The sequence below is a fragment of the Dyadobacter sediminis genome (genome assembly GCF_005860765.1).
Lineage (GTDB): Bacteria > Bacteroidota > Bacteroidia > Cytophagales > Spirosomataceae > Dyadobacter > Dyadobacter sediminis.
In genome coordinates, this window is record NZ_VCEI01000030.1 from 151,422 (window position 1) to 166,785 (window position 15,364).

A 15,364-nucleotide genomic window follows, 5' to 3' on the forward strand; every position below is an offset into this window, starting at 1 on the left:
AGAATATCTGGATTTTAGATCAGGTTTTTAAAAATCTTGTCAAAAACAGAAGAGTTCTCTGTAATGATCTCAGCGGTACCGCTTACACTTGCCTGCATTGGAATACGTTGATTGATATTTGTTATTAACCCATTATCAAGCGTAACCTTTATCCGGTAAAATTTGTCAATTGGAACCAACATAGTAGTGGCTACTTTACCAATGAGAAATCCATACTTGCTCTCCGGAAATTCATCAAGCCGTAGAATTACCTTCTGTCCTTCTCGTAACTGGCCAGCGCCGCTCACAGGTACTTTAAGTTCCACTATGTAGTCCGAAAATTCGGGAATGACCATGAGTACCGATGCCCGTGGCATTTCTTCAGTTCCTTTAAACAATGCGACCTTGCCTTTGGTCGTCGATGTATAATACTTTTTTTTGTTGGTTTGGGTATTTATCTCCATAAGCAATGTATCATTTTTTTGTACCAATGCATGCTCCGTTACACGAACGATGTAATCAACTGCAGGATCGGTTTTCATCCATACTACCCTGAAATATTGCTCTTTTGCATTCAGGGTTGCAGTGGCTTTGATAGATACAGGCAGATACAAATACCGCGACACCCACAGTACTACTAATAATAGAATCAGAGAAAAAGTAATGCCCCATCGTACTACTCCGCTGGGAACCTGTCCGATGATCTCTTGAATCTCATCGTTAGGCTGGTGATATTCTATTGAATCTGCCATTTTAAAATTTACTTATGCCGCATCCAGCTCCAGCTGGTTTTTGACGAGTTCGTAATAAAATCCCTTGCGTTCGCAAAGTTGCTTGTGATTGCCGATTTCTTTCACTTCTCCACTGTCAAGTACGATAATTTGATCCGCATTTTTTACTGTACTTAAACGGTGCGCAATTACTACGACAGTTCTGCCTTTGAAGAAGTTTTCAAGATTTTGCATAATGATCTTTTCATTATTCGCATCTAAAGCACTGGTGGCTTCGTCGAAAAAGATATAGCTGGGATCCTTATACACGGATCGTGCAATAAAAAGCCGTTGCCGCTGTCCACCACTCAGGCCTGAGCCTGCACTACCTATTTTTGTTGAAAATCCAAGCGGCAATTTGCGCACATAGTCCTGAATATTTGCCGTAACCACCGCATTAAGTAACCGGCTTTCGTTTATTCTCTGACCATCTACTGCAATGTTTTTAGCAAGGGTATCTGAAAAGATAAAGCCATCCTGCATGACCGTTCCGCACATGCTTCGCCAGGTACTAGCCTGCATATCGCTCATTTCAATGCCGTCAACCATAATTTCTCCTTCTTGCGGAAAATAAAATTTGAGAAGGAGTTTTAAAAGTGTTGATTTTCCACTCCCGCTTGCCCCTACAATGGCCGTAACTTTTCCTTTTGGAATATGTAGGTTGATATTTTTCAAAACCCAGGGGACGTGAGGGCTTCCATACCGAAACGACAGATTCCGAATCGTAATTCCTTCGTCAAAACCGCTGAGAAGGCTGTTAAACCGGATATCATTAACAGCATCTTTGAGATCTTTTTCATTATAAGTCGTAATAGCACTCCGTTTTCCAAATACATATTCCTCATTCAGTTCCTCATCCGGTTTGTTATGGATCTCACTAAGCCTGTCAAGGCTCATCTTGGAATCCTGTATACTTTTTATAAATTCTATAATCTGGCTCAAAGGGCCGTTCAGCTGACCAATTATATAGGAAATGCTTAGCATTACACCAAGTGATATCTCATTGTTGATCACCTGCGTGGCCGAAATATAGGTGACAATAATATTTTTGAGTTGTGTAAAAAATGATGATCCAATCTCCTGATATTGCTCCAGACTAAGACTTTTGACATTTACTTTAAACAATTTTGCCTGAATTCTTTCCCATTCCCACCGTCTTGCGCGCTCGCAATTATTTAGTTTAATTTCCTGCATTCCGGTAATAAGCTCAAAAATACCGCTCTGATTTTCTCTCATGCTCTGAAAACGCTTATAATCAAGGTCACGACGTTGTTTGAGAAAAAGAAAGACCCATGCAAAGGATAGCGTGCTGCCAATGATGAAAACAAGTAGTAGCTGCGTGCTGTAAATACCCAGTACAACAGAAAATATGATAATGTTCAAGACGGAAAACAATGTATTGATGGTCGTACTTGTCAGGAAAGTCTCGATCCGGTGGTGATCACTGATCCGCTGGGTGATATCACCAATGTTTTTGCTTTCAAAAAAACTGATTGGCAACTTCATCAGTTTGATTAGAAAGTGGGAGATAATGCTAAGGCTGATCCGGGTATTTACATGCAGAAGGATCCAGTTCCGGATCATGTCAACACCGATCCCTCCCAGAAAAAGCATCAGCTGCGCAACAAGAATCAGGTGTATCAGATCCATATTGTGCTGATGTATTCCGTAATCAACCAAAGATTGAGTCAGGAATGGAAAAGTAAGACTTACCAGACTTCCGAACACCATTCCAAGACAAACCTGAAAAAGATATTTCTTGTAAGGAGCCAGATATTGGAACAAAAAGCCAAACCCTGCATTCGGTTTCTGGTCTCCTTCAATTTCCATCTGTGTGAATTCGGGAGTAGGCTCCAAAAGCAGTGCTACTCCTACTTCCTGTGCATTTCCTCCGGCCCAACAACGTAGGAAAACCTCTCTATCCAAAGATACCAATCCGTGTCCAGGATCTGCAACAATATAACGGTCTTCAAATTTTCTTTTTGTCAATGAAAATTGACGCTTTACATCATAAAGAACCACATAGTGTTCCTGGTTCCAATGTAAAATGCATGGAAACGGTGCCTCATTGCTTAACTTGCTGCAATTGATCCGGACCATCAGCGTTTTAAATCCTATTTTTTCAGCAGCGAGACTCAGATTAGCAAGGCTTACACCCGATCGGGAGACGAATGCATTAGCTCTCAAATAGTCAATTGAATAGTCTTTCCCAAAAAAAGCAGTTACCATTTTCAGGCAGGTAGGGCCGCAATCCATGAAGTCCAGCTGCGCAAAGAATTTATATTTATTTCCAGCCATAACCCTTTGTATTTATACATTTATACTATCCAGTGCATCTGCATAGGACATCCGGGTAAGTCGTGCCTGACGGATGGTCTCAGCCGACAAACGATCTAGAAGCCTGTTCTGAATATGGGTCAGCAGCTTCATAAGATCAAAACAATACACAGAAGAATTGCTGAATCCTCTGCCATTCCCATAGCGATGTGCAATATGCCCTCCGCCACATACATCCCTGATACTACACTGCCTGCAGGTATCTGCAAGCATACGGTGGCTTTGCCGATGCATTTTCATTAATGGTGCATTTAGAGCATCTGAAAGTTCGTGGGTTGTTATATTAATCCCTTCTTTGGTGAATCCGTTGCCACATGCTTTTAAGTAATCCGAGGCTTCGATCTCGCCGTCAGTTTCAATGATCAGATACCGGTTTTCTTCTCCGCCCAGGCTTTCAAACCCTGCGTCCACACCAAGGATCATCAGTATCACCTGGTTGAGGAATCTGATTCTTGGCTTGTTGTGGCTATCATTGAACCAGTAATCAAACAATGTAATCCACCAGTCACCGAATGGTGTATACGTTGGTGAAGATACTTTCCTTAGATACAATTCTGGTAACTTTTCATGGTGATGATCAGGCCATAGAAAATCGAGATCCTTAATGTTCAGCCCTTTGAAATAATCATACATTTCGATAGGGTTCGAAGTTGCATCCATAACGGACAATACACCAATTTTACATTGTTCCTTTTGGGCAGCACGCAGGCCCGCGATGGTTTTCGCATGAGTACCGTTTAGCTGATGGTCCATCCGGTACTTGTCATGCCACCAAGCGGGCCCGTCGATACTGATCCCTATGTTTATTGATAAAGTGTTCAATAACTTGCACCAACCGGCATCAATCATTATACCATTTGTCTGTACCCCGATTCGGACACTGACTCCAATAGCTCCCAATTGTTGCCGTGCTTTTTTGGCGAATCTTTCAAAAAATTCCTTTCCCGCCAACAGTGGCTCACCTCCGTGCAGGATAAATTCGAACTCTTTGATTTTGTATTTTTTACAATGCTGGATTGTCTTTTCAATAAGCCAGTTTACTGTGTTCTCGGTCATCACTTTTGGTAAAAGCCGGTAACTTTCGTCACCCGAATTGTACATATAGCAGTACGTGCAATTGATATTACACCGACTTGCCACCTTGACAACCAATCCGCTTAGACCATTCTGAAATGCCATAATTCATTCCTTTTTCTATTAGTATTCCTGTTTTATTCCTGCTGTTTATTCTTGTCGTCATTCGCAATTTTACCACCACCAAATTGCAGCCAGCCACCTTGCACATGATCGCCATCAATTGGATCACTACCCTCATCGCGAAGCTCTTCCAATGATTTACGGGTACTTTTCCTGTCCCGTTTATTAATTGAGAAACGTCCTTTTTCTTTCATGGTCATTACTGTTTTAATGAATGTTGAGTCCCAGCTTCTCGAGTAAGGTTGCTGATCGAATTCCCGTTCTACTAGTCTTGGTTTCATAGATGACCGGCATATATGGCCTGTCACCACCCCTTACTTCTTCACAGTTGTCCTGGTTCAGAATCTCTGCCCCAGCATGTTGAACAGGATTCGTTCCATCCAGCAACTCCATCCAGAATTGGTCAAAGCTTTTTCTCATAACGGTAGTATTTTTGTAAAACTGATATACAAAGGTGCTGGCTTAATTAAATCATTCACAGCTTTATCGACGAATTGCCCGGATTGTTCGACTATTTCAAGAAATTCGACCAAGCATGTTGGAGGCCATGAAAAATGCCTTTGCACCGTTGCCGTTCTTCTATACGGACTTACGGCACAAAGGCATTTAATGTGTCGACAAAAATGTGTTTCTAGTTCATGATGGTTTTACATAACATGGTGCTAGCCGTATCCGAATCGGTAAAATTGCCTTCACTACCGGCTGAAGAAAAGCCATTGAGACGCGCAACGGTGAACTTGGTTAATTGAAGCTTGGCGGGAGTTGTAGATTTTTTTTTCATTTCAAAGTCTAAGATTTGTGGTTGGTTGTTGATACAAATTAAATAAGCAAAATTCAATTAATTCATATATTTATACCAATTGCAGTAACCTTTCGACCAAAGTGCCAATATGATCGCACAAAGCTTATTAAAGTGGTAATTTTAGAGTTACTCTGAACTCTCCGTCCGCATCAATCTTTTCAAATTTATGATTACCTGGATAGTAAATTTCCATTCGCTTTGCCAGATTCACGAGTCCTATACCCCCGCTGCGATCATTTTTTTTACTTCGCATAACAGGTTGCTGGGGTTTACTGTTCACAATGATGAATTCGAGCGAATCTGGAAGGATATAGATACGGATGTCTACATACGAATTATGACGAGTAGCATGTACGCCATGTTTGAATGCATTTTCAACAAGGGTAATCAACAGAAGAGTAGGAATGCTATGCTGTTCGCAAATTTCGCCATGCTGCTGTATGCTGGCCTTGCAGCGCTTCTGGCTTCGGATGGTTTCCAGCTCAACGTATCGGTTGAGATAAGAGATTTCCTTGTCTAGCTGGATGAACTCGTCAGTGGTTTCGTAAAGTGAAAAACGGAGGATTTCAGAAGCCTTTTCCAGGTATTCGGCCGCATCTTCCGAGATTGGCAAAATTTTGGCATATGCCGCGTTTAACACGTTGAATACAAAATGCGGATTAATCTGTGATTTCAAGACCTTTAACTCCATACTCAATGCGGCGTTCTGAACTTTTTGCCTTATGATATTCTCCTCTGCAGCGTACTTGACTATCTTTAATGCAACCGGCAAAATAAAGAATTGAGCTTCGGACAAGTCAACGGTGAATACCAGCCAGGAATTAATATCCTGAAAGTTGAAAGGGGAAAGATACATCTGGGCGAACATCCTGAACCGCTCAGGCATTTTTTCAAGGCCAAATGCATAATCAACCCACAAAAACAGTAGAATTGAGACCAGGTGGTTTAGCAGAATTACCGATAACAGAAGTATGAAAAATAAAAAAAAGCCATGGATGTATTTTCGCAGAACATTGTAAATGCCTATGCATATATAATACTCTGGTATCGTTTTCGCAAAATAGGCAAAACCTGCAAGTGTAACGCTTGGATCTGCTGCTTTTTGAGCCAGCGTAGGTAAAGCATATGCATAGTGGAGTAATATAAAAAGTACCCAGAAACAGATGTGGTAGAAGGCTCTTAGCCCTTGTGTAGGAGGAAATAGCAACCTTTCTACCAGTGGATCTTTCATTTTGATACTATCCATTCACCACTTGCATTTACTTTTCTGTCAATTGCCTGAAAACTTCGTCACGTGTTGGCGAAACGGCAATGGAAACTTTCATACCGTTCAGCATGGTGACCATGTTTCCCTCAATCATTTTGATACTGTTTCGATTTACGATATACGAGCGGTGTGTTCTTACAAAGGGTGGAGAGGGAAGCATTTTCATCATGGAGCTCATAGATGCGAGAGTAACCAGTACTCCATTGGCATAATATACTTTTACATAGTCTTTTAACCCTTCAATAAAATAAATGTCTTTGAACCAGATGCAGTACATTTTTCGGTCGGCCCGAATCCACATGTATTCTTCCTTTACGGCATTGCTCTTGTATTCATCTGATATCTGGCCTGCTTGAAACATTGAAGTATCTGATGGATTTATTTCTGCAGTTACCGCATTTTCTTCTGCCAATGGCTGGCTTCGTTCACTGGCCGACTGGTTATCACCTAAAAGTTTTCTGACTTTGGTAACGGCTTTTAAAAACCGATCGAAACCGATAGGTTTCAACAGAAAGGATGTAACGTCAAAAGTAAAACCGTCCACTGCATATTCAGGATATGCAGTGGTCATGATCACGTGGGAGTTTGGAACTTTTATAATACTTAATAGGTCGAGTCCTGATAGCTCGGGCATATTTACATCGAGAAAAATAATATCCGGCTTCAATTCCGGTATTACTTCCAATGCATCTACGGCATTGTAGCAACTTCCTGCGTAGGAGAGCCATGATAATTTTGCAATCAGGAATTTGAGAACTTCATGAGCTGGCTCCTCATCGTCGATGATAAGACAACTTATTTTACCCGTCAAATTTGAACTCATTCCGGACAGTAAATTTTAGTTGTTTATAGAACGCTAAGCTAAATGTAACATTAAAAAAGCCGGAAATAACCATTAAATGGTTAAATCCCGGCTAACAAATATGAGAATTATCATTTAATTTATCACTAATTAATTCGAGTTGTTAGTTTATTTGATTAAATATAAAAGTGATTACATACATTACTTTTTGATTAAAAAAATTTTGAGCGTTTTACTTAAATCTTTTTGAAATAAAAGTTTCTGATTTCAATGAAAATGATTCCAATTTTTTCTACTACGCAATTTCAAAAACCTTTTCCGAGGCAGTACTCATCCGATTTTTGAAAGTAAATTTTTTGCCATATAAAGCCTTATGGAATCAGCAACAGAATCTGTACCTTCCGGCCATTTACTAAACCGGGTCATCAGCGTAAAAAAAATTATTACAGTACTACTCTCTCAGAGCACAGTTCGATCTTTTATAGAATCATCAAGACTATCATTTTTCAGAATACTTCCTGTTTAACTTTTATCCAGTAACTCAGATTCGTTACTGCTTTTCCAAAATGTCTTTAACAATCTTGTTTTTATTCCTTGCAAGCTTTGACTCGTAGTACTTCTTTAAGTAATGATATATGACGAGTTCATGAACACGCTGCCTGGAAACGAAAAGCCGGTTGAGAAACATATGGATAAGACTGCTTGCAAAATTACGCATTGGAATTTCCATTGCCGGTAACAGTACAGTCATGCTGGCCCGAATACGGGAGGAACGCTCTTCAAGCAAGATAATTACGTCTGCAATTCCATTTTTCTCGTCATCTGAAGGATTCAGAAAACTCTGAATATCCTTGTTGTGCGTTCGATACTTGTCGTTTAGCTGGACCGTTAGCTGGGTATTGCCATGAAATTCTTGAAAAAAATGTTCCTGCAAACTGTCCATCAGCTTTTTTTTGTCTTCCAGAATAAAGTTCAGATCGTCGAGTAGCATATCTACTCCTCTCAGTCCTACCAGCCAGCGATACCTTTCTCCTTCGTCTCCCGAAAGCATATCCAGAAAGGATACCGTAGCCTGGCTGTCTGCAAAGAAAATGGATTCTACCTCTTCATATGCATGACGCCCATACCGTTCTAGTTCTCTTTTATATGTATCAATTTGTACTTTCTGTACCATTCCATTATCTATCAGTGGATCCATCAGCGTATTCAGCGCTGTCAGTACTATATGCCAGAAATCAGGCTGTTTGCCGTTATAAAAACGCAGTCTGATATGATCGTCAGAATCTGCAAAGCGAAGGAAGAACCACTTTTCGATCATTTTATCGGCAAGAAGGCTATCTGCAAACGGCTTAATTACCGATGTGAGCAAGCGATCCGCCGTTTTGGTACCAGCATATATTTTAACATACAACCATTCGCTTCCAGCCATAAAATTACGCCTCACTTCATCATGCCTAATCGTGCGGACCTCGGCTGGCTGCAATGCTGGCTCCGTTTCATCTTTATGTAATAACGGAACCAGGATTTCACTTACATACCTTTCTTTGTATCCGCCAATAACCGTATTTTCAGTCCCTTCCAGGAATTCAGTAAGGGTAATCTTGCCATACTTGCGCATTGAATCACAAAGTATCTGAATGGAAATACTGGAATCACCGTCAATCAGGAATTCACTATCTCCCTGACGAAGCTGAACAAAGCGGGGAATACGATAAGCTTGCCTTAGCGCATGCCATTCTCTGACATGCGAAACATCTTTTCCAAGCAGCTTGCTGAATAATCCCTTCTCAAAATTCCAGGTAGCACGGCACAGAATCCAGTGTTTGTATTCAACCCGGGGAAGAAATATATTGGACGATAGAAAATTCCAGTTCCAGCTAAAATACTGATGATCGACTTGATAGGCAAGCTCACAAAGAAAGCGGTATACGGGCAATCCTATTCCAAAATTATGCGCATTGGTCAGCCTCGGAATTACACGCCTGTTAAGTCTTTTTGATCTTAATATCACCTCACCAGATCCGGATATGGAAACCATCAGATCGTCGGGAATAATCTGTTTTTCTTCGGGCAATGAGGAGCCTGCCAGGTAAGGAATTTCAAATTCACGAAAATGCGGGCGCATAAGTACGTTCCCGACGCGGGCTTCGGGCAAATGGGCTATTTCAGCAAAAATAACATCTTTGTGCAACGCTTCTTCCTCGTTGATTGCTTTTTTCACCCACTTGGTGAGTTCCTCGTTCCCATGGCAAAACCGTCCGATTAGTTTCAGGCCGGAAGGGCCACCCATCGCTTGAAATGCAAATTTAAAATTGCCGTTATCTACATCCTCCTGAGAATCTGAGATCAGATTACCAAATAAATAAAAGCTGTCTGGTGCCGTCCTTGTAAGTGGCATGTCCTTCCGAAGCTCTGCCAGCATTGCATCGGTCAGGGAAATGGAATGTGCACCTTCCGCAATGGCTTGCTGGTAAATCTTTTCCCGGAACTTCACCAATGCTGACCATTCAGTGGATAAAGGCTTGACAATACCCGGCAACTGCATTTCATCCAGTAGTGGCAGGTTATCTGCCTTTCCACCAGTGACTTTACCATAACCGATTCCCGTTTCATTGTCCAGCACTTCAAGCAATGGCATTTCGCGGTATTCGTATTTTTCAAAAAAGCTTTTTTTAAACTGTTCCATTTCCGGTTGTGGATTCCGGTGGCCCAGTATTTCAATGTTTTTGTATTCGTTTGTAAGCGAGCTGATCACCTGCTCATTAAGCGTGCACGATTTTGTTTTATAGAATAAGTCGGTTTGGATCAAATCCTTGCTGCCGGTTGTTACGAAGTGGGAAGCAATTACGGATTCCACATCCTTGTATTTGCTGATTCCCCGTTCTTGCGATTGTAACAATCCTGCAATTTTCTTTAACTGAAATACATCGTCGTCTGTGCCTTGTAGTCCTTCCAGTTTTCCAATAATTGTATGAAAAAATTCTTCTCCTGAAACGGTGGCTTCCAGTTCAGAAACCAGTATTTGAGCATCGATGATGGCATTTACATACTCCTCTGCTTCTTCCCGGCTTATATCGCCGGATATAATACAACTGGCCAGCTCGTTAATACTAGCTCCTTGCCGGGCTACCGATAATACCATATCGATGTACATACTGGCTTCAACGGATGCCAGTATGTACATTCTTTTCTTATTTTTCAGAAAGCTTTCGACATACCGATAGGTGTCTCCAATCCGGTAAAGACTGGTATTGATAAAAAATTTCAGTTGACTGCGAATATTACTTTTTTTCAAAAGACCAGTAGTCATTTCTGCTACATAGTTCATATCCAGCCTGGCGTGCGTATAATATGGTTCGTTATCATTAAATACAATGCTGGTCTGATCTCCCAACTGTCCCATTGTACAGCCGGCAAACAAGCCATATGGAGTGCTGCGGGAGGTCATCCGAACCAAATATTTGTATAAGGTCTTCAGCAACTTATCAATCCCCGTCTTCACCCTTCCTTCCAGCAAACCGGTAAAAGAATCATACAACTCGGGCGACGCAACATAGATGGCTTCCAGAATCGCCGGTTGTGAAAAAAACCGAATAATTTCATGCTCGAACAGCTCGGGCTGATTATTTACTCGTGTGTTGAAGTCATAGAAAACGTCCAATGGAAGTTGTGGACGTCTTAATAAAAAGAAACCCTGGGAAAGAATAGCCATGGTGCCGGGGGTTTAAGGTCTTTGTTTAATTATCCAGGATAAACTTAATCAATAATATCTGCTTCTAAGTACAATTAGAGGGATATATTGTATTATAACAAGATACACAAGCCGTAAATGAGGTAACACCGCCCTGAACTGCATTAGCCTGTTCTGATAAAAGCTGTTCAAGATTCAGGTGCGCAACAATTTCCTTATCCAGAGATAAACGATTTTTGTTTGATTTCTTTTTCATAACAATGTAAACCTGATGAGTAAGCTGAATTTCAAAAAGCTTGTAATCTGCCCTGCCATTTACTGCTGGATATCCGGACAGATTACAAGCGTGGTAATTAACACCAGTGGGTTATTTATTGCAGGATGTGTAAGTACTTTCACCACAGCAGGAAGCACCTGCGGTGAAGTTAGTTGCTCCACCTTGTACTTCATTAGTCTGCTCTGCCGAAAGTTGTTCAAAATTCAGATTAGCAATTGTTTCTTTATCAAGAGAAAGTCGGCTTGTTGTTGATTTTTTTTTCATGATCTTTTCTGTTTTGAATGTTTAGATTGATAGTTGAAATGAAAGGAAAATGTCAGCAGAGGGTTTGACACCTTTGCTGACATTCTGTGACACTAGGCGCAGGAAGTATAAGTTCCTGTATTGCCAATGCCGCAGCAGGAAGATCCGGCAGTAAATGCAGTTGCACCGCCTTCTACTTCCTGTGTTTGTTCTGTAGAGAGTTGTTCTTCATTCAGGCGAGCGATGGTTTCTTTGTCCAATGAAAGCTTCGAGGTTTCTGTTTTCTTTTTCATGATAAATTGATAAATTGATTGATTGATGGTGATGTAATGAATCATAACGTTCTTGATTGGGCCCGAACGAAATCGTTACAAACTTGTGATATAGCGTAGCGGAACCTAAATTATTTATACGAACCATGAATTATCATCGACCGGAGCTCTATCACCATGAATAAATACCAGCAAGTGCATTGCCTTTCCGACCAAAACAACATTTTATCCTTCGTCGAGGTAATAAAAGCATTGGTCTAAAAACTTCTCTATTCTCCCTGTAAGCGTACACATTTGTACACGAACTTAATGCGTACGATAATGACATTATTAGGGACATCGAAGATTTCCGTCAATGTTGCAGCAGGCAAAATTGATGAAATCTGCCAGGCTGTAAACACACACAGGCAGCAGTTGACGAGTTTTGGCTTCTCGCGAGGATATCTTGGTGTGTCTGTATTCAACTACCTCTATGCGATGCATTCCGGTAAGGAGGAGTTTTTGGACGAGGCAAGGCAAACATTTGATCAGGCCTGCGATATGATTGACAGCGATCTGCACAAAACCTATCCACAGGATTTCGCCGAACTGGGAATAGTAACGCAATACCTTCATAAGGCAGGCGTACTGGACCTTGACCCGAATACTTTCCTGGACGATGTAGACACTATATTGTTGCAAAAAATGCGCTATGAGTTGAGCATTAAAAACATTGGCGGGTTTGTAAATGGTGCACTCGGCTATGGACTCTATTTTCTTCACCGTTGTCAGTACAACCGCGAAAAGGCAGAGCCTGCTATTACAGAATTGATAAATGGAATTATGAATAGCGCGATTCGCACGAGCAAGGGTTGTTTCTGGAATTCGAGATTAAATCCGAAAAAGGAAAATACCTACTTGTCAATGCCGCATGGTTCAGCAGCAATTTTACTTTTCATGGCACGCGCTGTTGAAATGAACCTGTTTCCGGCGAGTCGCTTGCAGGAAATTGCGCACGAGACCATTTCGTACATGGAGGCACATAGTGTTCAGAATGAATATTATCAATTTATCGACATCGTTCAGGATCCTCATAAAAGCCGGTTGGCTCTTTGCTATGGTGATCTGGGCATTGGTTATACCTTGCTCAGGGCTGGTAATGCATTTAAAAATAAAGAATGGTCTCGGAAGGGTCATGCAGTCCTGCAAAGCTGTTCGATGCGTCGTAGTGAGAGTACCACTGGTGTGCAGGATGCAAGTATTCTGTTTGGCGCCACAGGATTGGCACTGGCGTTCGACCATATCAGTCAGCTGATGAACGATACGATGTTTAAGGAAACAGCTGGTTTCTGGTACTCGGAGATTCTTCGGCTTGACGGATCAGCAGATGGCTATGCAGGTTATAAAGCCGCTTACAATCAGTGGCATTCACATACCAATCTGGCATTCAGTGAAGGCATCATCGGAATTGGTTGTGGATTGATCAAAGGCCTGCATTCCAGTAAGGTCAACTTTGACGAACTAATCTGGTTGCTTTAAATAATTTACCTATTCTCACCATGCTCGATATCACTACAAACATTTGCCCGCCTCGATTGGTTGAACAATTGCCGAAGCTGACAAGCCTTATTGCCAAAAACCCCGTTACCCAGAACAATGTATCTCGTGGGGAACTTGGAGTAATACTTTATTATTTCTATCTATCTCGTGCATCAGGTGAAAGCAGGTACGCGCATGAAGCTTACCAACGCCTGGAAACATTGCTACGCAATCTTACTGCCAATAATACAACAGACCTGATGAACTCAACCCTTGCAGGTGGGCTGGCAGGCCTGGGCATGACGCTGGAAGTTTTAATCAATGAAGGCTTTATAGAGGACGAGTATGACGACTTTCTGTTCCGCCTTGATCAGTTGGTGTTTGACAATGCATTGAAAAAGATCGAAAAAGAAGATACCGATTTTTTGCATGGTGGTACAGGCGGGTTTCATTACCTCTACTACAGGTTCAGCAAAAACCCCGATGTACATACCTATCTGAACAAGTACGTAAGTACACTGGCTGGTATTTCGTATAACTATCAAACAGCAGCTTATATTAGAAATACTTATTTACAACCGATATCTCAGCCTGGAGAAGTGAACCTGGGTTTGTCACACGGCATGGCAGCAACTATTCTGATTCTGCTTAATCTTTACGAATCAGACATTAATCAGCCTCTGACTGAATCCCTAATTAGGAAATACATCCGCTTTTTACTTCGCTATCGCAATACAGGCACTTATGAACAAGGCAGGCATGCGCTATATCCCAATACGGTAACGCTCCGAAATGGTCATTTTGAACCTACTGGTCCCAGCAGCTATCAAGGAGGATTGCGATGGTGCTATGGCGACCTGAATGTAGCTCACGTTCTTCACCGTGCAGGTAACCTGTTGAGTGAACCGGAATGGAAAAACAAAGCTGCCGAAACAGGTCTGGCCACGTTGGCAATACAAGACGTTGAAATAGCACGTTGCCATGGCTCTCTTTTCTGTCATGGTGCCACAGGCATAGCACATTATTATGATTATCTACAGAGGATTTCGGGGATACATGAATATCGCTTGGGCTATGACTACTGGATTCAGGTAGCAATAGATGAATTTCGTAAAGAGGAAGAACAGATGCTACACACCGACATCTCAGGCTACTTTCTGGAAGGAGCTGTTGGATCCGGGCTTGTAATTATGAACAGAATACTGGATGAGCCGGGATATTGGGAAAAAATATGGTTACTGACTTAAACTAATGCACAATGAAAAAGCCGAAATGTGGCATATTGGATTTTGGTTTCCGTGAAAACGGACTGAACAGCCTTCTCAAACTGGATGACGTAATTCATTCGGCAGAAATGGCTGAACAGCTTGGGTTTACCAGATACTGGATCAGCGAACATCACTTCTCGCAAAAATCGCTTGCCTGGTCGAATCCGCAGGCCGTATTGCCGATTCTGGCCGCATCAACAAAAAAAATCCGGATTGGTGTAGCCGGGGTGTTACTGAACCTTTACTCGCCCTATCATATCGCGACATTTTTCAAGATGCTTAATAATGTTTACGGCAACCGGATAGACCTGGGAATTGCAAATGGCAAACCCAGCGCACATGCAATCCGGTATGCCACTGGCCAGGACACGCTTGACAAAAGTTCGGTATTCGAGGAAAAATTCGCTGATTTACTACATTACCTGCGCGATGAAGACGATTTGTATCAGGACGGTACAGGAGTGGTTGTTCCTCCATATAAAGGCCATGTACCGGAAGTATGGTCGCTTTCCAGTTCAGCATACCGGTCCAATGAGCGGGTTATTAATTTGAAAATCAACCTTTCCAGATCCATTTGCCATGAATATGCCGAACAGGGATTTGCCAAAGATCGCCTTACTCAGTTAAAAGAGGACTTCTATGTAACAAATGGCTTTTACCCCAAAACCAATCTGGTCGTCGGCTTCATCTGTGACAGAACAATGAAAAAGGCAATGAAGACTGCAGAAAAATTTAAATCAGCTGGTCCATGCCTGAATCTGGTTGGATGTCCCACCTATTTTCAGGAAAAACTGGCAGAATATCAGGAAGAGTATGGAGTAGATGAATTCATCCTGTACAATTATAGTGTCGATTCAAAAGAACGGAACCTTGCCATGCGGCTGATTAGTCAGGCTCTTCAGATAGTAGCATAACCTTCATCAACGGACTTACCATGAAAC

The 15,364-nt window shown here is 41.7% G+C and carries 12 protein-coding genes; 3 read left to right on the forward strand and 9 right to left on the reverse strand.

Translation table 11 applies throughout. The features are described from left to right. Positions 1-14: 14 nt before the first annotated feature. The 9 genes from FEM55_RS22050 to FEM55_RS22085 all read right to left on the reverse strand — a co-directional run bounded on the left by FEM55_RS22050 (position 15) and on the right by FEM55_RS22085 (position 11,658). A complete protein-coding gene (locus FEM55_RS22050) occupies positions 15-731 on the reverse strand; it encodes an HlyD family secretion protein (RefSeq protein WP_138283488.1) in 717 nt (238 codons plus the stop codon). A 12-nt stretch (positions 732-743) separates the two neighbouring features. Next, complete coding sequence (locus tag FEM55_RS22055; protein ID WP_138283489.1) at positions 744-3,047, reverse strand: peptidase domain-containing ABC transporter; 2,304 nt, start codon at positions 3,045-3,047, stop codon at positions 744-746. 12 nt (positions 3,048-3,059) lie between these two features. After that, positions 3,060-4,265: a radical SAM protein gene (locus FEM55_RS22060; RefSeq protein WP_138283490.1), complete on the reverse strand. Its 1,206-nt coding sequence runs from the start codon at positions 4,263-4,265 to the stop codon at positions 3,060-3,062. A gap of 32 nt (positions 4,266-4,297) precedes the next feature. Next, positions 4,298-4,477: a hypothetical protein gene (locus FEM55_RS22065; protein WP_138283491.1), complete on the reverse strand. Its 180-nt coding sequence runs from the start codon at positions 4,475-4,477 to the stop codon at positions 4,298-4,300. Between the two features lie 714 nt (positions 4,478-5,191). After that, entirely contained in the window at positions 5,192-6,316 is a 1,125-nt protein-coding gene (locus tag FEM55_RS22070; RefSeq protein ID WP_171036631.1) for a sensor histidine kinase, read from the reverse strand. 28 nt (positions 6,317-6,344) lie between these two features. Beyond that, on the reverse strand, positions 6,345-7,175 hold the full coding sequence (locus FEM55_RS22075) for a LytR/AlgR family response regulator transcription factor (RefSeq protein ID WP_138283493.1): 831 nt from the start codon (positions 7,173-7,175) through the stop codon (positions 6,345-6,347). Between the two features lie 529 nt (positions 7,176-7,704). Continuing rightward, entirely contained in the window at positions 7,705-10,866 is a 3,162-nt protein-coding gene (locus tag FEM55_RS22080) for a lantibiotic dehydratase (protein ID WP_138283494.1), read from the reverse strand. A 346-nt stretch (positions 10,867-11,212) separates the two neighbouring features. Next, on the reverse strand, positions 11,213-11,386 hold the full coding sequence (locus FEM55_RS25040; protein ID WP_171036632.1) for a class I lanthipeptide: 174 nt from the start codon (positions 11,384-11,386) through the stop codon (positions 11,213-11,215). Between the two features lie 92 nt (positions 11,387-11,478). After that, the gene (locus tag FEM55_RS22085) at positions 11,479-11,658 is read right to left on the reverse strand and encodes a class I lanthipeptide (RefSeq protein WP_138283495.1); all 180 of its coding nucleotides are present in this window, start codon (positions 11,656-11,658) and stop codon (positions 11,479-11,481) included. A gap of 288 nt (positions 11,659-11,946) precedes the next feature. Between FEM55_RS22085 and FEM55_RS22090 the strand changes: the two genes are divergently transcribed. Genes FEM55_RS22090 through FEM55_RS22100 form a run of 3 tightly spaced genes read left to right on the forward strand, consistent with a single transcriptional unit; the run spans position 11,947 to position 15,337 of the window. After that, positions 11,947-13,155: a lanthionine synthetase LanC family protein gene (locus FEM55_RS22090; RefSeq protein WP_138283496.1), complete on the forward strand. Its 1,209-nt coding sequence runs from the start codon at positions 11,947-11,949 to the stop codon at positions 13,153-13,155. A 20-nt stretch (positions 13,156-13,175) separates the two neighbouring features. Continuing rightward, positions 13,176-14,402 (forward strand): lanthionine synthetase LanC family protein, encoded by a 1,227-nt coding sequence (locus FEM55_RS22095; protein ID WP_138283497.1) that lies wholly within the window; start codon positions 13,176-13,178, stop codon positions 14,400-14,402. An 11-nt stretch (positions 14,403-14,413) separates the two neighbouring features. Continuing rightward, positions 14,414-15,337, forward strand: a complete 924-nt coding sequence (locus FEM55_RS22100; RefSeq protein ID WP_138283498.1) for an LLM class flavin-dependent oxidoreductase — start codon at positions 14,414-14,416, stop codon at positions 15,335-15,337. The last annotated feature ends 27 nt before the right edge of the window (positions 15,338-15,364 follow it).